Source organism: Paraburkholderia fungorum (assembly GCF_046027215.1).
Taxonomy (GTDB): domain Bacteria; phylum Pseudomonadota; class Gammaproteobacteria; order Burkholderiales; family Burkholderiaceae; genus Paraburkholderia; species Paraburkholderia fungorum_D.
On the sequence record NZ_JAQQEN010000001.1, the window covers coordinates 4,582,310 to 4,603,259 of the forward strand.

Annotated in this window: 19 protein-coding genes; 4 read left to right on the plus strand and 15 right to left on the minus strand. The window is 63.6% G+C overall.

Going from position 1 to position 20,950, the window contains the following annotated elements:
• The first annotated feature begins 2 nt into the window (after nt 1-2).
• Nucleotides 3-815, plus strand: coding sequence for an SDR family NAD(P)-dependent oxidoreductase (locus PQR27_RS20625; protein ID WP_408525349.1), 813 nt, complete (start codon nt 3-5; stop codon nt 813-815).
• Here PQR27_RS20625 and PQR27_RS20630 read toward each other — a convergent pair.
• A complete protein-coding gene (locus tag PQR27_RS20630) occupies nt 812-1,339 on the minus strand; it encodes an Lrp/AsnC family transcriptional regulator (protein WP_408525350.1) in 528 nt (175 codons plus the stop codon). The genes PQR27_RS20625 and PQR27_RS20630 overlap by 4 nt on opposite strands.
• Before the next feature lie 152 nt (nt 1,340-1,491).
• Between PQR27_RS20630 and mdeB the strand changes: the two genes are divergently transcribed.
• Nucleotides 1,492-4,227 (plus strand): alpha-ketoglutarate dehydrogenase, encoded by a 2,736-nt coding sequence (gene mdeB, locus PQR27_RS20635; protein ID WP_408525351.1) that lies wholly within the window; start codon nt 1,492-1,494, stop codon nt 4,225-4,227.
• Nucleotides 4,228-4,229: 2 nt separating this feature from the next.
• On the opposite strand, the gene PQR27_RS20640 is transcribed toward mdeB, so the two are convergent.
• The 10 genes from PQR27_RS20640 to mnmE form a co-directional block, all read right to left on the minus strand.
• On the minus strand, nt 4,230-5,339 hold the full coding sequence (locus PQR27_RS20640; protein ID WP_408525352.1) for a diguanylate cyclase: 1,110 nt from the start codon (nt 5,337-5,339) through the stop codon (nt 4,230-4,232).
• A gap of 58 nt (nt 5,340-5,397) precedes the next feature.
• Nucleotides 5,398-6,411, minus strand: coding sequence for a chemotaxis response regulator protein-glutamate methylesterase (gene cheB / locus PQR27_RS20645; protein ID WP_408525353.1), 1,014 nt, complete (start codon nt 6,409-6,411; stop codon nt 5,398-5,400).
• A gap of 17 nt (nt 6,412-6,428) precedes the next feature.
• A complete protein-coding gene (locus PQR27_RS20650; protein ID WP_408525354.1) occupies nt 6,429-8,735 on the minus strand; it encodes a hybrid sensor histidine kinase/response regulator in 2,307 nt (768 codons plus the stop codon).
• Entirely contained in the window at nt 8,732-9,406 is a 675-nt protein-coding gene (locus PQR27_RS20655; RefSeq protein ID WP_408525355.1) for a chemotaxis protein CheW, read from the minus strand. The genes PQR27_RS20650 and PQR27_RS20655 overlap by 4 nt, the downstream gene beginning before the upstream one ends.
• Nucleotides 9,399-10,787 carry a CheR family methyltransferase gene (locus PQR27_RS20660; protein WP_408525356.1) on the minus strand — a complete coding sequence of 463 codons (1,389 nt, stop codon included), beginning with the start codon at nt 10,785-10,787 and terminating at the stop codon, nt 9,399-9,401. The genes PQR27_RS20655 and PQR27_RS20660 overlap by 8 nt, the downstream gene beginning before the upstream one ends.
• Nucleotides 10,784-11,248, minus strand: a complete 465-nt coding sequence (locus PQR27_RS20665) for a chemotaxis protein CheW (protein ID WP_408525357.1) — start codon at nt 11,246-11,248, stop codon at nt 10,784-10,786. Before PQR27_RS20665 ends, PQR27_RS20660 begins: the two co-directional genes overlap by 4 nt.
• Nucleotides 11,249-11,291: 43 nt before the next feature.
• Nucleotides 11,292-12,917: a methyl-accepting chemotaxis protein gene (locus tag PQR27_RS20670; RefSeq protein ID WP_408525358.1), complete on the minus strand. Its 1,626-nt coding sequence runs from the start codon at nt 12,915-12,917 to the stop codon at nt 11,292-11,294.
• Nucleotides 12,918-13,146: 229 nt separating this feature from the next.
• Entirely contained in the window at nt 13,147-13,308 is a 162-nt protein-coding gene (locus tag PQR27_RS20675; RefSeq protein WP_408525359.1) for a hypothetical protein, read from the minus strand.
• Nucleotides 13,309-13,557: 249 nt separating this feature from the next.
• Nucleotides 13,558-14,757 carry a tyrosine-type recombinase/integrase gene (locus tag PQR27_RS20680; RefSeq protein ID WP_408525361.1) on the minus strand — a complete coding sequence of 400 codons (1,200 nt, stop codon included), beginning with the start codon at nt 14,755-14,757 and terminating at the stop codon, nt 13,558-13,560.
• A 176-nt stretch (nt 14,758-14,933) separates the two neighbouring features.
• On the minus strand, nt 14,934-16,328 hold the full coding sequence (gene mnmE, locus PQR27_RS20685) for a tRNA uridine-5-carboxymethylaminomethyl(34) synthesis GTPase MnmE (RefSeq protein WP_408525362.1): 1,395 nt from the start codon (nt 16,326-16,328) through the stop codon (nt 14,934-14,936).
• Nucleotides 16,329-16,677: 349 nt separating this feature from the next.
• Here mnmE and PQR27_RS20690 point away from each other — a divergent pair, with 349 nt between their 5' ends.
• The gene (locus PQR27_RS20690) at nt 16,678-17,103 is read left to right on the plus strand and encodes a helix-turn-helix domain-containing protein (RefSeq protein WP_408525363.1); all 426 of its coding nucleotides are present in this window, start codon (nt 16,678-16,680) and stop codon (nt 17,101-17,103) included.
• A 120-nt stretch (nt 17,104-17,223) separates the two neighbouring features.
• Here PQR27_RS20690 and yidC read toward each other — a convergent pair whose 3' ends face one another.
• The 4 genes from yidC to rpmH form a co-directional block, all read right to left on the minus strand.
• Nucleotides 17,224-18,882: a membrane protein insertase YidC gene (gene yidC / locus PQR27_RS20695; protein ID WP_408525364.1), complete on the minus strand. Its 1,659-nt coding sequence runs from the start codon at nt 18,880-18,882 to the stop codon at nt 17,224-17,226.
• Between the two features lie 30 nt (nt 18,883-18,912).
• Nucleotides 18,913-19,143, minus strand: coding sequence for a membrane protein insertion efficiency factor YidD (yidD, locus tag PQR27_RS20700; protein ID WP_081936011.1), 231 nt, complete (start codon nt 19,141-19,143; stop codon nt 18,913-18,915).
• 106 nt (nt 19,144-19,249) lie between these two features.
• Nucleotides 19,250-19,735 (minus strand): ribonuclease P protein component, encoded by a 486-nt coding sequence (locus PQR27_RS20705; RefSeq protein WP_408525365.1) that lies wholly within the window; start codon nt 19,733-19,735, stop codon nt 19,250-19,252.
• Nucleotides 19,736-19,749: 14 nt separating this feature from the next.
• Entirely contained in the window at nt 19,750-19,884 is a 135-nt protein-coding gene (rpmH, locus tag PQR27_RS20710) for a 50S ribosomal protein L34 (RefSeq protein ID WP_004198824.1), read from the minus strand.
• Between the two features lie 385 nt (nt 19,885-20,269).
• On the opposite strand from rpmH, the gene PQR27_RS20715 reads away from it, so the two are divergent.
• Nucleotides 20,270-20,950: DnaA N-terminal domain-containing protein (locus PQR27_RS20715; protein WP_408525366.1), on the plus strand; the 681-nt coding region annotated here is incomplete at its 3' end.

Below are 20,950 nucleotides of genomic sequence, written 5' to 3' on the forward strand. Positions count from 1 at the left end.
ACATGGCAACGCAAGCACACAAGGGCACGGCATTGGTGACAGGCGCCTCGTCGGGTATCGGCGCGGTATACGCGGATCGTCTGGCGCGCCGCGGCTACGATCTGATTCTGGTGGCCCGCGACGTCCAGCGCCTGACTGGCCTCGCCGAGCGTCTGGCCGGCGAAACCGGCCGCCACGTCGATGTCGTCGGCGCCGACCTGACCGTCAAGGCGGACGTACGCCGTATCGAAGAACGTCTGCGCAGCGACCGCGGCATCACGATGCTGGTCAATAACGCGGGCGTTGGCGCAACGGCCCCGCTGATCGATTCGGACGTGGATCAGCTCGAAAGCATGATCGAACTGAACGTGACGGCGCTCACGCGCCTGACCGCTGCCGTTGTGCCTGGCTTCGTGGAGCGCGGCAACGGCATTGTGGTCAATATTTCGTCGATCGTGGCGCTGTCGCCGGAGCTGCTGAACGGTACTTATAGCGGCACCAAGGCCTACGTGCTGAATCTCACGCAGTCGCTGCATCATGAAGTGGGCGGCAAGGGCGTGCAGCTGCAAGCCGTGTTGCCGGGCGCCACCAGCACCGCATTCTGGGATCGGGCCGGCCTCGCGGTCGAGCATTTGCCCACGCAGATCGTGATGACCGCCGAGGATATGGTGGACGCCGCGCTGGTAGGCCTCGACCGGCGCGAACTCGTGACGATTCCCTCGTTGCCGGACGTGGCCGACTGGGAGCGCTTCAATACTGCCCGCGTCAACCTGGGGCCGAACCTGTCGCACAAGTTGCCGGCAGAGCGCTACACGCAACCGGCGACGGCGGCTTAACGCCAGTCGGTGGCGACGTCGTCGGGATCGACCAGCGTCAGTCCCGACGACGGCAACGGCAGCGCCGTCTTATACCGCACCTGTTTCAGGGCAAAGCTGGAGCGGATGTTGGAGATGCCCGGAATTTTCGTCAGATGGTCGACGATAAAGCGCTCGAGCGTCTGCATGTCCGGCATCACCACACGCAGCAGATAGTCCGCATCGCCGGTCATCAGATAGCACTCCATCACCTCGGGGCGCTCCGCAATCGCCTGCTCGAAACGCAGCAGCGCGTCTTCCACCTGCTTTTCCAGACTCACCTGAATGAACACGTTGATGCGCAGCCCGAGCGGCTCCGGATTCAGCAACGTGACCTGCTGCTTGAACAGGCCAAGCTTTTCTAGCGCACGGACCCGGTTGAAGCAGGGCGTGGGCGACAGATTCACCGACCGGGCGAGATCCGCGTTGGTGATGCGCGCGTTCTGCTGCAACTGGCTGAGGATGCCGATGTCGATGCGGTCGAGTCGTCTGGGTGGCGTGGTCATAGATGAAATATTCCGTGGCGGGCGCAAAATTCGGAATAAATAGCCTATCGCAGAGCAAGATCACAAGCAAATGAGACGCTCATTTTGTAAGCTCATGGGTACCATTATTTCACTCGATTTTGAACCGAACACGTCGATGCGGGAGTGGTGCCATGACGGATTTGTCCAGCGGTAGCGAGCAGTTGCACACCTTGAATGCCGGACGTGCGGAACGTGACGATACCGACCCGCAGGAAACCGCCGAATGGCTGGAAGCGCTCGATGCCGTGGTCGAGCATGTGGGCCGGGATCGCGCGCAGTTCCTGTTCGACAAGCTGGCCGGCCATGCGCTGTCGCTCGGCGTGGAGTCGGCGCGGACCAACGTCACGCCGTACACGAACACGATCCCGTTCGAACAGCAGCCGCGCTATCCAGGCAATCTCGAACTCGAAGAGCGGCTCGCCGGCGCATTGCGCTGGAATGCGCTCGCGATGGTGGTGCGCGCCAACCAGGCATACGGTGAACTCGGCGGCCATATCGCGAGCTATGCGTCGGCGGCGGATCTGTTCGAAGTCGGCTTCAATCATTTCTTCCGGGCGGCGGCGCCAGGCGGCGAGGAGGGCACGGGCGACCTCGTGTATTTCCAGCCGCATTCGTCGCCGGGCGTGTATGCGCGTGCGTATCTCGAAGGCTTTCTCTCCGAAGAAAACCTGCAGCACTATCGCCGCGAGATCGGCGGGCCGGGGCTGTGCTCGTATCCGCATCCGTGGCTGATGCCGGACTTCTGGCAGTTTCCCACCGGCTCGATGGGCATCGGCCCGATCAATGCGATTTACCAGGCGCGCTTCATGCGCTACCTCGCCAACCGCGGTCTCGCGCAAACGGGTGGCCGCAAGGTGTGGGGCTTCTTCGGCGACGGCGAAATGGACGAGCCGGAATCGACCGGCGCGCTGTCGATTGCCGCACGCGAAGGGCTCGATAACCTCGTGTTCGTGATCAACTGCAATCTGCAGCGCCTGGATGGTCCGGTGCGCAGCAATGGCCGCATCATCGACGAACTCGAGGCGCACTTCATTGGCGCCGGCTGGAATGTGATCAAGGTGGTGTGGGGCTCGGACTGGGACGCGCTGTTTTCGCGCGACCGCACCGGCGCCTTGCTGCGCGCGTTCGCGCATACCGTCGACGGCCAGTTCCAGACCTTCTCGGCCAACGACGGCGCGTACAACCGCGAGCGTTTCTTCGGCCAGAACCCTGAGCTTGCCGCGCTCGCCGCGCAATTGAGCGACGACGACATCGACCGCCTGCGTCGCGGCGGCCACGACGTGCGCAAGCTGCACGCGGCCTACGCCAAAGCGCTCGCGCATCGCGGCCAGCCTACGGTGATTCTCGCCAAGACGATGAAAGGCTTCGGCATGGGCACCTCGGGCCAGGGCCGCATGACCACGCACCAGCAAAAGAAACTTGGCTTCGACGACCTCAAGGCGTTTCGCGATCGTTTTCGCCTGCCGCTCACGGATGAGGACGTCGAACAGGTGAAGTTTTACAAACCAGCGGACGACAGCCCCGAGATGCAATACCTGCATGCGCGCCGGGCTGCCTTGGGAGGCTATCTGCCCAGAAGGCGGAAAGTCGCATCGGCGGGGCTGATCGTCCCGCCGGTGTCCTCCTGGGGGCAATTCGCGCTGGAATCGAACGGCCGCGAGATGTCCACCACAATGGCGCTGGTTCGCATGCTGACCGCTTTGCTGAAAGACGCCGAAGTGGGCCAGCGCGTGGTGCCGATCGTCGCGGATGAAGCGCGCACCTTCGGCATGGCGAACATGTTCCGTCAGGTCGGCATCTATTCGCCGCTGGGGCAACTGTACGAGCCGGAGGACCTCGGCTCGATGCTGTACTACCGCGAAGACACGAAGGGCCAGATTCTCGAAGAGGGGATTTCGGAAGCGGGCGCGGTGTCGTCGTGGATCGCGGCGGCGACTTCATACAGCGTGCACAACCTGCCGATGCTGCCGTTCTACATCTACTACTCGATGTTCGGCTTCCAGCGTATCGGCGACCTGATCTGGGCGGCAGCGGATCAGCGTGCGCGTGGCTTCCTGATCGGCGCGACGTCGGGCAAGACCACGCTCGGCGGCGAAGGGCTGCAACATCAGGACGGCACGAGTCATCTCGCGGCATCGACGATACCGAACTGCCGCGCCTACGATCCGGCGTTCGCGTATGAAGTCGCGGCGATCGTCGACGAGGGCATGCGCGAGATGGTCGAACAGCAGCGCGACGTGTTCTATTACGTGACGGTGATGAACGAGAACTACGCGCAGCCGTCGGTGCCGGGTGGCGATCTGGAGGCCACGCGGGAAGGCATCCTGAAGGGCATTTATCCGTTGGCGCACGACTCCGCACTCGCCGCGCAGACCGCCCGGGTGCAGTTGCTCGGCGCGGGTGCGATCCTCGGCGAAGTGATCGCCGCGCAGCAGATGCTGAAAGACGAGTGGCAGATCGACGCCGTCGTGTGGAGCGTGACGAGCTTCACCGAATTGCAGCGTGACGGCATGGCATCGGAGCGGCTCGAACGTCATGGCGAGGCGACGGATGTGCCTTACGTGACGAAAGCGCTCGAAGCATCGTCAGGTCCGGTGATTGCCGCGACCGACTATGTTCGCGCGGTGCCGGAACTGATCCGTGCCTATGTGCCGCGCCGCTACGTGACGCTCGGCACCGATGGCTTCGGCCGTAGCGACACACGCCAGGCCTTGCGCGAATTTTTCGAGGTGGATCGCAAGGCGATCGTGATCGCCGCCTTGAAGGCGCTGGTGGACGAGGGTGCAATCGAGCCAGCCGTGCTTGTCGAAGCGCGCCGCAAATATCGTGGCGATGCGCCGTTAGCGAGCGCTTCCTGGCAATGCTGAAGTCAGCTACTCACCGCCACCTGATTTTTCCCGTCGCGTTTCGCACGATAGAGCCCGACGTCAGCCGCTTCGATTAGCGTCGTGACGGGTTCGGTGGCGGACGGCACGAGCGTCGCCGCGCCGATGCTGATCGTCACGATGCCGGCTGCGGACCCGGCGTGCGGAATCTTCAGGTCCTCGATAGCGAGGCGGATTTTCTCGGCCAGCAAGCGCAATCCACCCGACGATGTCCCCGGCAACACCACGGCAAATTCTTCGCCACCGAAGCGTGCCGCGAGATCGGGCGAGCGGCCGAGACAGGACTCGACGGTATGCGCGACGCGCTTGAGTACTTCGTCGCCGGCCACGTGGCCGTAGGTGTCGTTGTAGGCCTTGAAATTATCCACATCGATCATCAGAAAGCCGAGGCCGGTCTGGTCGCGCGTGCCGCGTCGCCATTCGGCTGCCAGGTACTGATCGAGGTAACGGCGATTCGACAAACCCGTTAAACCATCCGAATGTGTGAGCCGCTGCAGTTCCAGGTTGGTGGCAAGCAACTGCTGCTGCGACTGACGCAGCGCCCGATAGGCCTCGTCGCGTTGCAGCAGGTTCAGATACGAGCGCGAGTGATAGCGAATCCGCGCGATCAGTTCGATACGGTCCGGCAGTTTCACCAGGTAGTCGTTCGCGCCCGCCGCGAAGGCCGCGCTTTTCACCAGCGGCTCTTCCTTGGTGGACAACACGATGATCGGGATATCGCGCGTGGCCGGATTCTGCCGGTATTGGCGCACGAGCGTGAGGCCGTCGGTGCCCGGCATGACGAGGTCTTGCAGGATCACCGTGGCGCGGGTTCCCTCGGCGCAGCGCACCGCTTCTTCGGGCGACGCGCAGTAGTGGAAATCGACGCTCGGCTCGTCGGCCAGCGCCTGGCGGACGGCCTCGGCGATGATCGCCTGATCGTCGACCAGCAATACCATGATCGGGCATTCGGCCGCGGGCGGATTGGCGAGGATGCGCGCCAGGGCGTCGTCGATAGCGTGATTCGGCGCGTCAACCGCGTGCGCCTGCGCGATCGCGTCGTCTTCTGCGAGGTCCGGCGCGGTGGCGTCCTGATACGGTTTGCGAGTGTTCATGTTGGTCAGCCAGAATGAATGTCGGTAAATCGAAGCGTGTGTTCGGTGCGCATGGCGGCTACGGAGCGATGGCCGCCGCGAGCGCTGCGGCAATCCTCGGCAAGGGCAGAATCGCCGCGGCCGCGTTGAGCGCGGCGGCGGCTTTCGGCATGCCATACACGGCGCTGGTCGCTTCGTCCTGCGCGATCGTAGCGTAGCCCTTGGTGCGCATCGCCTTGAGTCCGATGGCGCCGTCGCGGCCCATGCCCGTCAGGAGCAGGCCGACTGCCCGCGCCGGCCAGCGCGCCACCACGCTATGAAAAAATACGTCGACCGAAGGACGATAGGGCGTCTCTTCCGGCACGCGGGTGTAGCCCAGCACGTTGGGCGATTTCAGGTGCAGGTGATCGTCGGTGGCGGCGAGCAGCACCACGCCCGCTTGCGGACGGTCGCCTTCGCGCGCGATCCGCACCGGCAGCGCCGAGTGCTGGTTCAGCCAGTCGGCCATACCGGCGGCGAACGCCGCGTCGACGTGCTGCACGATCACGGTGGCCGCCACGAAATCCTTCGGCAAGCCGGCGAGCAGGGTGGCAAGCGCAGCCGGACCGCCCGCCGAGGCGCCGATCGCGACCAGCGGCGTGTCACGGTTCGTCGCGTTTGCCTTCGCAGACTCCGCCGCCGAGCCGGGTGCGTGACGCTCCCTGACCAGCGCACCGATACGGTCGATCTTTGCGATTAGCGTGGCGATGCTCTTGTGCGCGTCCGGGCCGTTCAGCGAGGGCGTATCCACCGCATCGAGCGCACCCGCGCCCATCGCCTCGTAGACGCGCCACGCGTTCGCGCCCACGTCGACGGTTACGATCAGGATGGCGCATGGCGCGCGTGCCATGATGCGGCGCGTGGCCTCGATGCCGTCCACGTTCGGCATCACCAGGTCCATCAGCACGATATCGGGCCGCTGCGCCGAGCAGAAATCGACGGCCTGCTGGCCATCCTGCGCGACCCACAACACCTCGTAGTCGTGGCGCGCCGCGAGCGCCCGACGCAGCGCCTCGACAGCGAGCGGCAAGTCATTGACGATTCCGATTTTCATCCGTTTTACCCGTGGGTTTAACCGTAAGCTTCGCCGATTAGATCACGCACTGCATCGAGCAGTGCTTCGTCATGGAAACTGCCTTTCGCCAGATAATAGTCCGCACCCGCGTTCAGTCCGGCTCGGCGGTCCTCTTCACGATCCTTGTACGAGACGATCATCACCGGCAGCGTCTGTAACTGTGGATCGCGCTTGATGAGCGTGACGAGTTCGATGCCGTCCATCCGCGGCATGTCAATGTCGGTGATGACGAGGTCGAAGCGCTCGCCGCGCACCGCGTTCCAGCCGTCCATGCCATCGACGGCGATCGTCACGTCGTAGCCGCGCGCGGCGAGCAGCTTGCGTTCGAGTTCGCGCACGGTGAGCGAATCGTCGACCACCAGCACGCGCCGCGTGATGCGCTGGGCGGCCTGCGTCGCGCCGTGCCGCGCGTGCTTGAGATCGCCGCCGGCCACCAGCCGTTCGACCGACCGCAACCAGTCGTCGACGTCGGCGATCAGCACGGGGTCACCGTTTTCCATCAGCGCGCCGGCCGTGATGTTGCGGATCTTGCCCAGACGCTTGTCGAGCGGTTGCACGACCAGCATCCGCTCGCCGAGAAAGCGATCCACCACCACGCCATAGGTCGCTTTGCCGTCACCGATCACGACCATGCTGACGGTACCGGCTTCATGCGCGGGCGGTGCGGTATCGAGAATCTGATGCGCGGTGACGACGCCAATGCGGCGGCCGTCGAACGCAATGTGCTGATGGCCTTCGAGCAATTCGATATCCGCGCGGTTCACGAGCAGCGTGCGATTCACATGCGCAAGCGGCACCGCGTACGGCTCGTTTGCGACTTCGACGAGCAGGCTGCGGATCACGGAAAGCGTGAGCGGCAACTGCAATTGCACGCGCGTACCGAGGCCGGGTTCCTGCGTGATACGCACGGTGCCGCGCACGCGTTTGACGACGTCGTGCACCGCATCGAGTCCGACGCCGCGGCCCGATACCTCGGTGACCTGATCGCGCAGCGAAAAGCCGGGCAGAAACAGGAACTCGAGCAGTTCGGTCTCGGACAGCCGCGCGGCCGTTTCCGCGCTCGCCAGCTTCTTGCGAACGATCGACGCGCGCAACGCCTCGAGGTCGATGCCGGCGCCGTCGTCGGATACGGAGATGAGCAGCGCGCCCGCAGTGTGGCGCGCGTCGAGCGTGAGCGTGCCTTCTTCCGGCTTGCCGCGTGCGAGGCGCACGGCGGGCGTTTCGATGCCGTGGTCGAGCGCATTGCGCAGCATGTGGCCGAGCGGTGCTTCGAGCAGATCGAGGATGTCGCGGTCCACCTGAGTCGATTCGCCGACCAGTTGCCAGCGCACCTTCTTGCCGAGCGACCGCGCGACGTCGCGCACCATGCGCGCGAGGCCGCTGGTGCCGTCGCCGAACGGACGCATCCGGCATTGCAGGGCGGCGTCGTAAAGCTGTTGCGAGAGGTGCGTCGAGCGACGGTCGAAGCTTTCCAGATCGGCGAGACGCTCGCCGATCAGATGGTGCGATTCCGCGGTGAGGCGGCGCACTTCTTCGAGCGCGGCTTGCGTGCGCGGATCGAGCTTCAGGTCAGCGAGCGCTTCGTGCAACTGATCTAGCGCGCGCGTGCTGTCCCGCTGGACGCGTTTGACACGCAGCATCGATTGCGCGAACGGTTTGAGCCAGCGCGATTCCACCAGCGATTCGCCCGATAAGGACAGCAGGCGGTCGAGGTTGTCGGCGCGTACGCGCAGCATGCGGCCGGGTTCGTTGGCCGTGGTTGCCGCTTCGCTGGAAACCGGCGTGGGCACGGGGGTGATTTCGACGGGCGGTGCTTCGGCGCGCAGGGCGTCGGCGAGCAGGTTGAATGTGCCGTCATCGTTGCTTGATGCAGCGGGTGACACAGGCGCGGTGGATGCGGCCGCGCCATGCGGCGTCACCTTCGCCATGCGCGCCTGCAATTGCGCCACGCATGCGCCGACCGCGTCGCGCGCGGACGCGTCTTCGTCGTTGCCGATGCGCGTGACGATATCGACACCGCGCAACAGTGCGTCGATCCACGCGGCGTCCAGCAACGCGCGTCCTTCCTGCGCGGCGACGAAGCACTCTTCCATCTCATGCGCGAGTTCGACGCCCACCTGCATGCCGACAATGCGTGCCGCGCCCTTGAGCGAATGGGCCGCGCGCATGCAGGCTTCGAGCGCGGCGGCGTCGCGCGGGGCACGGTCGAGGGCGAGCAGGCCGTCGTTGAGCACGCGTGCCTGGGTCCGCGCTTCTTCGCGGAACAGATCGATCAGCGACGGGCGGCGCGGGTCGTCCGTCATCCGAGACTCCGGTTCAAGGTGTCGAATAGCGCGTCGGCATCGAGCAGGCCGATCGTCACGCCGCGCCACGGCGCGACTGCCCGCGTGTGCGCAGCGGCCGCGTGCGAGAGCGTGGCGGGCGGCGCCCGGAAGGTGGACAACGCGATCCGATGCACGCCGTCGACCTGGTCCACGGGAAAGACCGCGTGCTCTTCCTCACGCGAGACCACCAGCAAACGCGGCAATTCGTGACGTGCTTTGCCGTCCGGCGCAGCAGTACCTGGTTCGAAACCGAGCAGATGCGCGAGCGAGAGACACACCAGCAATTCGCCCTGCACATTGACCACACCCAGCACCGCGCGATGCTGCCGATGCGGCAGCGTATGAATCGGCCGCGTCTGCACGATGCGTTTGAAGATCGGCGTGGGCAGCGCGAGCCACTCGTCGTCGATGCGAAACACGAGGAACGATTCGCTGGCCCCTTGCGGCGCCGCTTGCGTGGGGGTGCGGAGATCGTGCTGCGAGAGATCCACGAGCGGAATCGGGCGCTCGAGCAGCCGCGCCGCAGCCGCTTCGAACACCGGGCAATTCAGGCAGCGCACATATTCTTCGAGCCGCTCGCACGACGAGTCGCCGCGCACGCCAATGCGGTTCCAGCAATCGTCGAAAACCACCGCGCGAGCGTCAGCCACGTTGTGCTCCCTGCGCACGCGACGCGCGTTGCATCAGCAGACGGGCGCCGTTGCGATCGCCTTCGAGTTCCAGCAGCGTCGCGAGATGCGCCAATGCTTCAGCGTGCTGCGGATCGAGGTAAAGCGCCTTGCGATAGTGGCCGCGTGCGAGGCTTGTCTCGCCGTTGGCGTCGGCGAGCACACCGAGCAGATAGAACGCATCGGCGTGCGGTGGGTGTTGTTCCAGATAAGCGGTGAGGGCTGCAGCGGCTTCCGTCAGACGCCCGGCGTCGGCCAATGTGCGCGCGGCTTGCAGTGTGTCGCGCGCGGCATGGCTCGGCGCGGAAGACGGCGGCATGTGTTCCTGCGGCTGCCACGCGGTCTTTAACGACGTCGACGCCTGCTGCGTGCTGCCATTCAATGGCGTTCGGGCCACCGGATCGGGCCATGCGAAGGGCTTGGCGGAGAAGACTTGCAGCGGTGCCAGCGCGGGCACCGGCGCATGTGTCATCGCGAGGGCGGCGGCATTCGCGAGCGGCGCAGTGTGCCAGCCCTGGAACGGTACGGCAGCGGTCTCGGCGCGGTGGAAAGCGAACGCCAACGGAATCTTCGCGGACTGCATGCCATAGCGCATCAACAGCCCGGTTTCGGACGGCCCGACAAATAGCGTGCCGCTTTCGGCGAGCACGCTATTGAGCGCGTTCAACGCCGTCTGCTGCGCTTCGCGATCGAAATAAATCAGCACGTTGCGGCAGAACACGAAGTCGTAGACGCCGAGCGCCGAAGCGTCGAGTTGCATCAGATTGGCGCGCGAGAACCGCACCGTTTCGGCAATGCGCGGCGCCAGACGCCAGCCGTCTTCGGTGCGGGTGAAGTGTGCGTCGCGAAACGGGAAGGCGTTGCCGCGAAACGAGTTGCGGCCATACACGGCGCGCTGCGCGACGGCGAGCGAGCGCTCGCTGATATCCAGCGCGTCGATGCGCAGGTTCGCGGCGTCGATGCCGGCGTCGAGCAGGGTCATCGCGATGGTGTACGGTTCTTCGCCGGTCGAGCAGGGCAGGCTCAGAATCCGCAGCGGCAGCGCCGTGCCGCGCCGGGATAGACAGTCGTGCGCCAGCCGCGCAAGCGCCTTGAAGGCGTCGGCGTCGCGATAGAACCACGTTTCCGGCACGATGACAGTTTCGATCAGCGCCTGCACGAGCGCGGGCGATGCCTGTGCCGCGTCCCAATAGTCGTCCAGCGTGGCGCCTGGGTGGCCGTTCGCATACCAGGCGGCGGCGCGCAGATCGACCGCGCGCTCGATCGCGCTATGACCGACCGACGCGGCATCGAGCCCGATGGTTCGATGCAGCAGATCGGCGAAGCGCCGATAGAGCGGCGCGTTGTGGTGGGGCGCGTTCACGCGTGCGCCTCGGGAAAGAGCAGCGCTTTGACGTCGTCCGGCAATAGATGCTCGACGCGAATCCATTGCACCAGACCACCGGCCTCGCTGGCCACCGGACCGAGATAGCGCGCGTGCGGCGTGTCGATGCCGGCATCATGGAAAGCTTCGGCCTCCAGACGAATAGTGCGCGTCGCGCCTTCGAGCAGCAGTCCGAGCAGCCGCACGGCGCCTGCGTGCGGGTAGCGCACCAGCACCAGACGGGTCGACATCAGTTGCGCGGCGGGGCGGCCGAGCGCGAGCGCCGGCAGATCGATCACCGGCAGCGGCACGCCGTCGTAATCGAGCACGCCCGCGACCCACAGCGGCGCGCCGGGGATCGCCTTGGGCGGCGACTGCGGCGTGAGCGGCATGAGACGCTCCACCTGCGTCGCGTCGATCACGTAACGTTCGTTATCGAGCGTGAAGAGGATGAAGAGCATCGGCGTGTGCGTGGGCTGGGGAGTGGCTGCGCTCCGCGGCGCGTCAGGCTTGTACCTTGAAGCGCGACACGCCCGTGCGCAGGCTATTGGCGACGTGGGTCAGATCGTCGATGGCCTGAGTCGACTGGCGCAACGATTCCGCCGTCTGCTGCGCGGCCTCCGACAGTTGCGTCAATGCCTGGGTGATCTGCTCCGCGCCGGTCGCCTGGGTCTGCATGCCTTCGTTGACCATCGAGAAGCGCGGCGCAAGCGCCTGCACCTGCTGGATGATCTGCGTGAGATGGCCGCCCACGTTCTGTACGTCGAGCATGCCGCGCCGTACTTCTTCGGAGAACTTGTCCATGCCCATCACGCCCGCGGCCACCGCCGACTGGATTTCCTTCACCATCTGTTCGATGTCGTAAGTCGCGACGGCGGTTTGATCGGCGAGGCGGCGGATTTCGGTTGCCACGACCGCGAAGCCACGGCCATATTCACCCGCCTTTTCAGCTTCGATCGCCGCGTTCAGCGACAGCAGGTTGGTCTGGTCCGCGACCTTGGTGATGGTGGCGACGACCTGGTTGATGTTGCTGGCTTTCTCGTTGAGGATCGCGAGCTTGGCGTTCACCGAACCGGCTGCCTCCATCACGAGGCGCATGGTTTCTTCCATGCGCGTGAGGCCGGCGTGGCCGGTGCCCGCGAGCGCGGCGGACTGGCCGGCGACTTCGGAGACTTCGTTCATCGTGCGCAGCAGATCACGCGAGGTCGCGAAGATTTCGCGTGAGGTGGCGCCGATCTCGGTCGTGGTGGCGGCGGTTTCGTTCGCGGTGGCCTGCTGTTCGCGCGAGGTGGCGGCGATTTCCGTGACCGATGTGGTGACCTGTACCGCCGACTTCTGCGCCTGGCCGACCAGCGCGGTCAGCTCGTCGGTCATCCGGTTGAAGCCGGCTTCGAGCGCGCCGATCTCGTCGGCGCGGTTCAGCTGCAGACGTTGCGTCAGATCGCCGGTGCGCATCACGTCGACCACTTGCAGCACCTTGGCCATCGGCGTAGTGACGGCACGCAGCAGCCAGTAACCGGCCAGCGCCGCGACGATGGCGGCGATCAGCAACATCACGAGCAGCACGATACGGGTGGTTTCAACCGAATTGCGGATGCTGTCGGCGGATTCGTCAGCGTAGCTCTTGTTGTCGTCGACCAGCTTGCGCATCGAGAGCCGGCCGGCTTCCCAGATCGGCGTGAGTTGTGCGTTAAAGATGCGCACGGCGTTCTCTTTCGAACCCGGCAGCGTGTCCAGCAGCGACGCCTGGAGCGGCAGATACTGCGCGTGTTGCCGACGGAAATCATTGAACAGGTCGCGGTCGACCTGGCGGAAGACGGTGCTGCCGTAGTCGCTCAGGAGCTTCTCAAGCGTTTGCTGGGTTTCGGTCAGGCGCGTGGTGTCGCGTTTGACGGACTCCGGGTCCGCGTCGACATAGATCAGACGTTGCGTCACCGTGTAGTTCTCGAACCATGCCGCGCGCATTGCGGTGGCGTAGTAAAGGCCAGGCATCGAGTCCTGCTGCTGGCTCTTCGCATCGCGGTCGATGCCGCCAAGTTGCTCGAAAGTGACAATCGCCATGGCCAGCATCACAACCAGGACGATGCCGAAGCTGCACAGAATCCGTCGCCGGATGGTCCATTGTTTCACGCGCACGCCCCTTACTTTTTGGCTTCGTCTCGACACTCGTCTGCCGACGCTTGTGTGGCGCGTGGGATCCCAGGACTGGGAAGTTTCGCGAGTTGTCGGATTTGTCTGACGGGTTATGCGGCGAATTTTACATTGATCGGGCGAATGCGGTGGGTTGTGTGGGGTTAGCTCGCGCCATAGACAGAAAGGCCGTCGCAACGCGCGACGGCCTTTTTATCGGGTGCCTAACTTAGTGCTTGTGATGCAGCCACTCTGCATAGTGCGTATCGAGCCAGCGCTCGAGGCGCTCGGGTTTTGCCTTTTGGTGGTAGTGCGACGCGGCCCAGATCGCGACACCGACCAATAGCATCACCAAAGGTCCCAGCAGATAAGCCATCAACGATTCAGACATGGGCGCCTCCGTATGGGGTTGCAACCATGCTTCAGTGTAGGCGATGAATCGCGAGAAAAAAAAGCTTTGATGGGTGGTTGGGAAGGGGTGAAGGTGAGAATTTAGGGCTCAGTTTATAACCTACTAAAGATTCTTGTTTTTGTAGTTAATACATATGGTTAGGGATTTTTCATTGTCATCTGTGTACCATCTTACGGAGCCGCTGTCGCCGGCTGGACGGACCACGCGCCCCGCCCAATCCCTGTTGGCCTAGCCGGTTACCCGCTCGCGGCCGCCGTCGATCTGGACATCGACAAAGTCCGCCCAAAGCTGCAGAGCAGGGCGCTGCCCGGCGTGGTTGTTCATGCCATGAGCATCTTTTGCTGCATGTGCCGCAGCGTTTTCGACGGCGCCCAAAGGCTGACCCATTTCACGCAAGTGCGTGGAGGCGGTGCGACGGAAATCATGTAAGACAAAATGCTCGACGTCGAGTCCGAGCGCCTTGACCGCCTGATTCAAAGTGCTCTTCGCGATGGGCCGATCGTCGCCCCTGACGCTAGGGAATACGAACTTTCGGCTGGCGCGCGCGCCGTGCAACTCCCGAAGCATGGCAACCGCCTGACGCGGAAGGTGCACGCAGCGCTCGCGATCCTTGTTCACGCGCGAGGTGGGCAGTGTCCAGAGCCCGGCGTCGAGGTCGAACTCCGACCAGGTTGCTTCGATGAGCTCCGATTTGCGGACCATCGTCAGCACCAGCAGATGCAGGGCCAGCTTCAGCGGCCTGCGCAGGCTCGATGCATAGATCGACCGGAGCATGGCGCCGATTTCGTCCGGATTGAGCACGCGGGTGCGGCTGGTCGGCGTGGCGATGAAGCGGGCGGGGATCAGCTCTGCCGGATTGGTGGTGGCCAGCTGCCGTGCTATCAGATACGCATATAGCCGCTTGACCGCGTTGCGCGTGTGCAGCGCCATTTTGGGTGAGCCACGGCTTTTGATCTGGTCGCATATCGAGCGAATATCGGCTTCCGTCACGGCTTTGATCGGCTTGCCGCCGATCGCGGGCAACACATCCTTTTCGAGCGCTCGCCGTGTGGTGCGCTGATATTCGTCCGACTTGCCGGCGATTTCGGTTGCGAAATAGAGTTCCGCCCCCTCCCGCAGCACATCGGCCTTGCTTTCCGCGCCGCGGTCGCGGCGTGCCGTGGCCACCGGCGAGACGCCGCTTGCGACCATCTCTGCATACTTCTGCGCCTTGGCGCGTGCGACGCGCAGCGAAATCATCCGGTAGTCGCCGATCGTGGCAAGCGGTTGCCGTTTGCCGTTCAGCGAATAGCGGAAGCGCCAGACTTTGGTGCCGGTCGTCATGACTTCGATGACGAGACCATTGCCGTCTGCTACGCAATACCGCGTCGGGCGCGGTTCGAGTGCACGGATCTGGCTTTCGGTGAGGGGCGCGGCGAGTTTGGGCATGATCGATTCGTCGATACACGGGCAGCGGGGATTTTAAACCGCCTATCCTCTGTGTACCAACAGATTGACCATTTTTGGGTCAACAAAGGTGGGTTATCGCGCTGCGGCGTGTCGTGCGAAAAATACCGTGTTTCCCTTTGCGTATCGGCTTTCCGCCATCATTGAGCAGCTGGAATCTACTTGCCGATGCAAAACCGGCTGAAAATCACGCCGAGCAGATCGTCCGAGCTGAATTCGCCGGTGATCGAGTTCAGTTGATCCTGTGCAAGCCGCAGCTCTTCGGCGAACAGATCCAGGGCCTGCGAATTCTGATCGGCGTGCGCGGCGGCCGTCGCCAAATGCTCCTGCGCTGCACGCAGCGCAATCAGATGCCGCTCGCGTGCGAGGTACACGCTCTCCGCGCCCGCCTGCCAGCCGGCGATTCGCAATAACTCTTCGCGCAGCAGCGCGACGCCGTCGCCCTGTTTCGCCGACAGCCGCACTTCGCTCAGATCGAGGTTCGCATCGAGCGACTGCGCCGCCGGCGTGAGGCCGGTCAGGTCCGTCTTGTTCAGCACCCGCACCACCGGCACACCGCCCGGAAAGCGCGCGGCGATCACTTCGTCTTCGTCCGTCATGCCGGCGCGCGCATCGAGCAGGTGCAACACGACGTCCGCGCGTTCAATCTCGCTCCACGTTCGCGCGATGCCGATTTTCTCCACTTCGTCCTCGGTATCCCGTAGGCCGGCGGTGTCGATCACATGCAGCGGAATCCCTTCGATCTGGATGGTCTGCGCGACCTTGTCGCGGGTCGTGCCGGCGATCGGCGTGACGATGGCCAACTCGGCGCCGGCCAGCGCGTTCAGCAACGACGACTTGCCGACGTTCGGCTGTCCGGCCAGCACGACCGACAAGCCCTCGCGCAGCAGCGCCCCTTGCCGCGCCTCGCTCAGCACGTGCGCGAGGCGCTCACGAATCCGGGCGAGTTTGCCGCGGGCGTCCGCCGCTTCGAGGAAATCGATTTCTTCTTCGGGGAAATCGAGCGTGGCTTCGACCAGCATCCGCAGCGTGATCACCTCTTCGACCAGCGCGTGGATGTCGCGCGAAAACGCGCCGTCGAGCGAGCGTCCCGCCGAGCGCGCGGCTGCCTCGGTGCTGGCTTCGATCAGATCGGCGACGGCTTCGGCTTGCGCAAGATCGAGCTTGTCGTTGAGAAACGCGCGGCGTGTGAACTCGCCGGGTTCGGCCAGCCGCAAGCCGAACGCGCGGCCGGCGTCGATGCAGCGCTGCAGGACCAGTTGCAGCACCACTGGACCGCCGTGGCCCTGCAATTCGAGGACATGCTCGCCGGTGTAAGAGTGGGGCGCGGGGAAATACAGCGCGATGCCGCGATCCAGCACATTGCCGCCGGCATCGAGAAACGGCACATAGCTGGCGTGACGCGGCGCGAGCGTCTGGCCGGTTAGCGTCTGCATCAAGGGCAATGCGGCGGCTTCCGCTGCGCGGCCCAATGAAATCCGCACGACTCCGATTCCGCCTCGGCCGGGTGCGGTGGCAATGGCGACGATCGGATCGGAATCGGTAGTGAGCATGGGGACGAGGCTATCAGAAGGAATCGAGTGCGAGCGAGCGGGCGCCGGGGATTGTATCGCGGGCATTGAGGCAGGCCTTGAGCGGCCCGAGATTCTTAATGCTTTGGTGATTTCATCAGATAAATAAGGATTTATCTTAAGTGAGCTAAGATGGGCTAAGCGACCAGTGCGACTCATCGACGCACGAAAACACCGGAAAGCCCCATCAGAAAAGGAAAAAACCGATTTCCGGTGAAATCGCGAAAGGCGTTATTTGGTGGTCATTTCAGGCTAAAAATAGCTTATTTACGCTAAAACATAGCCCAATTGGTTGTCCACTGATGATGCGCTGAATTGCACAATCGGGCCCATGCCGACCTCCAAAGAAAAACTTGCTTTCGCCAAACGGCTGAAAGACTCACTCCCGCACGACGCCAAGGGCGGGACAGGTTTAGCCAAAAAATTCAATTTCCTCTATGCCAGCGGCCCGGCGATCTCGCCGCAAACCGCCCACAAATGGCTTACTGGTACGACGATCCCGAAACCCGATAAGTTGCGCGTTTTGGCCGAGTGGCTGCAAATAGATCTTCACTGGCTGCAGTACGGGCCGGGTCCGTCAAGCAAGACTAAACCGCTTGCTCGCGGCGAGAAATATCCACTGACACCCGAAACGCTCGAATGGGCGTCGAGGTTCCAAAGCTTACCGCCCAAGCGGCGCAATTTACTCGAAGAAATGATCACGGAATTTGATGGCGGCGCGGAGCAGCAAGCTCCCACCACACCCGAAGACAAATAAACCCCCTCGGCCATGCAACAAAAAAGCCGCCCGGCGCAAACCGGGCGGCTTTTTTACAGCGGGCTTCTGCTTGTATCAGACGGTGGGCGTCACTGCCGTCCACCGTGAGCAAGACATCAATCAGGCCGTTTTCGTCTTCGACTGCCCCATCATCCGCGTGATGTAGTACTGCTGGGCGATCGACAGCACGTTATTCACGACGTAGTACAGCACCAGACCGGCCGGGAAGAAGAAGAACATCACCGAAAACGCGATCGGCATGAACATCATCATCTTGGCTTGAACCGGGTCCGGCGGCGTCGGGTTCAGCTTGGTCTGCAGGAACATCGAGACGGCCATCAGCACCGGCAGGATGAAGAACGGGTCTTGCTGCGACAGATCGTGAATCCAGAGAATCCACGGCGCACCGCGCATTTCAACCGACGACAGCAGCACCCAGTACAGCGAGATGAACACCGGGATCTGAATCACGACCGGCAGACAGCCGCCGAACGGATTGACCTTCTCGGTCTTGTACAGCTCCATCAGCGCCGAGTTCATTTTCTGCGGATCGCCCTTGAAGCGTTCGCGCAGCGCCTGCATACGCGGCGTGATTGCCTTCATGCGCGCCATCGACTTGTAGCTCGCGGCCGACAGCGGGAAGAACACGGCCTTGATCAGCAGCGTGAGCAGCACGATCGACCAGCCCCAGTTGCCGACATAGCTGTGGATCTTCTCGAGCAGCCAGAACAGCGGCTTGGCGATGATCGTGACCCAGCCATAGTCCTTCACCAGTTCCAGACCCGGTGCGATGCCTTCGAGCATGCGCTCTTCTTCCGGACCGGCGAACAGGCGCGCGGACACATCAACCGACTGGCCCGGGGCGATGGTCGCCACCGGTTGCTTCACGCCGACGCGATACAGCGTGGGGTCGATTTTCTCGACATAGATGTCACGCTTCACACCTTGTTGCGGAATCCACGCCGACGCGAAGTAATGCTGCACCATCGCGATCCAGCCGTTGTCGGCCGAATTGACGAAGTCTTCCTTGTTCTTGTCGATGTCGCTGAACGTCATCTTCTGGAAGTGGTGCTGGCTGGTATAGACAGCCGGTCCGATGAACGTGTGCGAGAAGCGCGGCGTTTCCACCGGCGTGTCGTCGCGCACCAGTTCCATGTAGACCGACGGCGTCACCGGCGCGGTGCCGACGTTCTCGATCTTCGTGTCGACGTCGATCACATAGCTGCCACGTGTGAACGTGTAGGTCTTGACGACCTTCACGCCACCCTTCACCGGCGAATCGAAGCTGAGCTTGAACGATTTCTCGCCGCCCGTCAGTTCGGTCGGCTGGTTCGGCACGGGCGTGTAGATGTCGTTATGGTTCGGGAAATCGCCGCCGAGCAGACCCGTGCGCGCCACATACGTGTGGTTCGCGGTGCGGTCGAACAGCGTGATGACCAGATCCGGCTGCTTGCCGTCGCCCTGCTTGACGAGCGACAGCTTCGACAGCGTGCCGCCACGGGTGTCGATCTCACCGGTGTAGACGTCGGTGCTGAACTTGATCAGCTGGCCTTGTGCCGCGGCCGGCGCATTGCCCGGCGCTGCTGCGTTGGTGGCCGGCAAATCGGCGGGCTGGGTTCCCGGCGTCGTGGTTCCCGGTGCGGCACTACCGACCGTCTTGGTCGGGTTGGCGCTCGGGAAGAACATCGACGGGCGTCCGTGGTCGCGTTGCCAGTTGTCGAACAGCATGACCGCTGACATGAAAAAGATGACCCATAGGACGGTGCGTTTGATATCCATGCGTTGTCTCAGTGTCGATGGAACGGCGCGTCAGCGCTTTTCAGAAGTGGGAGGCGGGACGAGATCGATGCCGCCCGCGGAAAAAGGGTGGCAACGGCAAATACGCCTGGCGGCGAGATAAGTCCCGCGCGCGGCGCCATGATACTGGATTGCTTCGCGCGCGTAATCAGAGCAGGAAGGGTAAAAACGGCACCGATTGCCGAGCATGGGGCTGACGGCAACCTTGTAGAAACGCAGTAAAGCGAAGAGTACCGTTTGCATGACTGGTGCGGCCTAACGGCGCCGCGCAACGTGGAGTACCGGGCGACGCCCGCGCAGCAGGGCTGCCGGAGCGGCCTGAGCTGCAAAGCGGGCGCTCACTTGAGCGTCATTCCGTCCTGGGCGCTTCCGCGGGCGGCGCCTCGCGACGGATAATTTCGCGCGCTGCCTTATCGAGCAGCGCCTCTATCTCGCTGCGGCACAGCGCCTTCAACGGCGGCGACGAGGCGCTCGGCAAAGCCTTCTTGTCGAAGCGCGTGTGCAAACGCAGCAACACATCCCAACCACCGAATTCCGCGCGACGCAGCCGGAAGGCTTCACGCGCGATTCGGCGTACCAGATTACGCGTGGCCGCGCGCGGCGCATATTTCTTGCCGATCACGAGACCTAAGCGAGCGTCATTGCCGGTGGGCCGGCCGTACACCACGAAGTGCGCAGTGCGGCGCCACGGGCGCAAACGAAAAACGGATGAAAATTCATCCGTTTTCAGTAGCCTTGCGGCTTTGGGGAAGGCGGCTTGCGCTCGCAACGGAACCGAGCCCTGTTGCGGCGCCCCTGCCGCTCCCGCTTCGCTTGCCACAGACGGAGCGCGCAATCCGCTCGCCTGCCTTAGATGGCGAGACGCTTGCGGCCTTTCGCGCGACGTGCGTTGATGACCTTGCGGCCACCTGCGGTCTTCATGCGAACGCGGAAGCCGTGGGTGCGCTTGCGGCGGGTAACGGAAGGTTGGTAAGTACGTTTCATGTTGCTCTCACTTGATCGAAAAATAACCGCGCGATCATCGCTGAAAGCGCAATGGCCGGTGGTTTGTGCAGAATTGGTTTTCGCGGAACCCGCTATTTAAACCCGTTTTCTTTTGGCCGTCAATAGTTTAGCCTGGTTTGGCCGCGGCTCGCGAGCGCTTCTTCAGTTGATCGGTCCCTGTGGATAACTCCCTTCCAGGGTCGATTTGGCGTTAGAATCCTGCCTTACTTCCCAAAAATCCTGCACGCCGCTCCGGCTCGCTTGCCCCGCAAACCCTTGTGGCACAAGCGCCTGGAGCCGTTACGCCTGGCTGCTCAGGGCCTTGTTGCGCGCGCGCTACAAGGGCAGCGGCGACCGCCGTGCACACCATAACGACAGCAACTTGATGAACGATTTCTGGCAACACTGTTCCGCATTGCTGGAGCGTGAGCTCACGCCCCAGCAGTACGTGACGTGGATCAAACCGTTGGCCCCGGTCGCCTTCGACGCTGCTGCGAACACGCTTAGCATCGCCGCGCCGAACCGCTTCAAGCTCGACTGGGTCAAGAGCCAGTTCTCGGGCCGCATTTCCGATATGGCACGCGATTTCTGGCACGCGCCGGTCGATGTGCAATTTGTACTGGACCCCAAGGCAGGCATGCGCGCCCCCGCAGCAGCGGCGCCGGCTCCATCGCGTCCGTCGTCGTCTGCGCCGATGGGCGTGAATGCGGGCGGCGGTGCGGCGGTGGACGCTGCGGTCGGCGCCGTGCAGGCGATGCAGACCGCGCGCGCCAATGGCGCGAACAACGCGATGGCGACCCTCAACGCGAATGCACGCGCTGCGGCCGACCTGAACGCGAACGCTCGCGCGGCAGCTGAAGACGCAGCCGACCTCGATCTCCCCAGCCTCGACGCCAACGAAGCGGCGGCGGCACGCCGCACGTGGCGTCCGGGCCAAAGCGCCGGCTCGAACAGCAACGGCGAAAACGACTCGATGTACGAGCGCTCGAAGCTCAACCCCGTGCTGACCTTCGACAACTTCGTGACCGGTAAGGCCAACCAGCTGGCGCGCGCCGCGGCGATTCAG

Coding starts and splice junctions, on each gene's coding strand:
- PQR27_RS20665 (WP_408525357.1), bottom strand. CDS start 11,248: ATGCTCTTCATCCTCTTCACGCTCGATAACGAACGTTACGTGATCGAC.
- mnmE (WP_408525362.1), bottom strand. CDS start 16,328: ATGCTCACTACCGATTCCGATCCGATCGTCGCCATTGCCACCGCACCC.
- PQR27_RS20640 (WP_408525352.1), bottom strand. CDS start 5,339: ATGAACACTCGCAAACCGTATCAGGACGCCACCGCGCCGGACCTCGCA.
- mdeB (WP_408525351.1), top strand. CDS start 1,492: ATGACGGATTTGTCCAGCGGTAGCGAGCAGTTGCACACCTTGAATGCC.
- PQR27_RS20690 (WP_408525363.1), top strand. CDS start 16,678: ATGCCGACCTCCAAAGAAAAACTTGCTTTCGCCAAACGGCTGAAAGAC.
- PQR27_RS20680 (WP_408525361.1), bottom strand. CDS start 14,757: ATGCCCAAACTCGCCGCGCCCCTCACCGAAAGCCAGATCCGTGCACTC.
- cheB (WP_408525353.1), bottom strand. CDS start 6,411: ATGAAAATCGGAATCGTCAATGACTTGCCGCTCGCTGTCGAGGCGCTG.
- PQR27_RS20675 (WP_408525359.1), bottom strand. CDS start 13,308: ATGTCTGAATCGTTGATGGCTTATCTGCTGGGACCTTTGGTGATGCTA.
- yidC (WP_408525364.1), bottom strand. CDS start 18,882: ATGGATATCAAACGCACCGTCCTATGGGTCATCTTTTTCATGTCAGCG.
- PQR27_RS20650 (WP_408525354.1), bottom strand. CDS start 8,735: ATGACGGACGACCCGCGCCGCCCGTCGCTGATCGATCTGTTCCGCGAA.
- rpmH (WP_004198824.1), bottom strand. CDS start 19,884: ATGAAACGTACTTACCAACCTTCCGTTACCCGCCGCAAGCGCACCCAC.
- yidD (WP_081936011.1), bottom strand. CDS start 19,143: ATGCAAACGGTACTCTTCGCTTTACTGCGTTTCTACAAGGTTGCCGTC.
- PQR27_RS20625 (WP_408525349.1), top strand. CDS start 3: ATGGCAACGCAAGCACACAAGGGCACGGCATTGGTGACAGGCGCCTCG.
- PQR27_RS20630 (WP_408525350.1), bottom strand. CDS start 1,339: ATGACCACGCCACCCAGACGACTCGACCGCATCGACATCGGCATCCTC.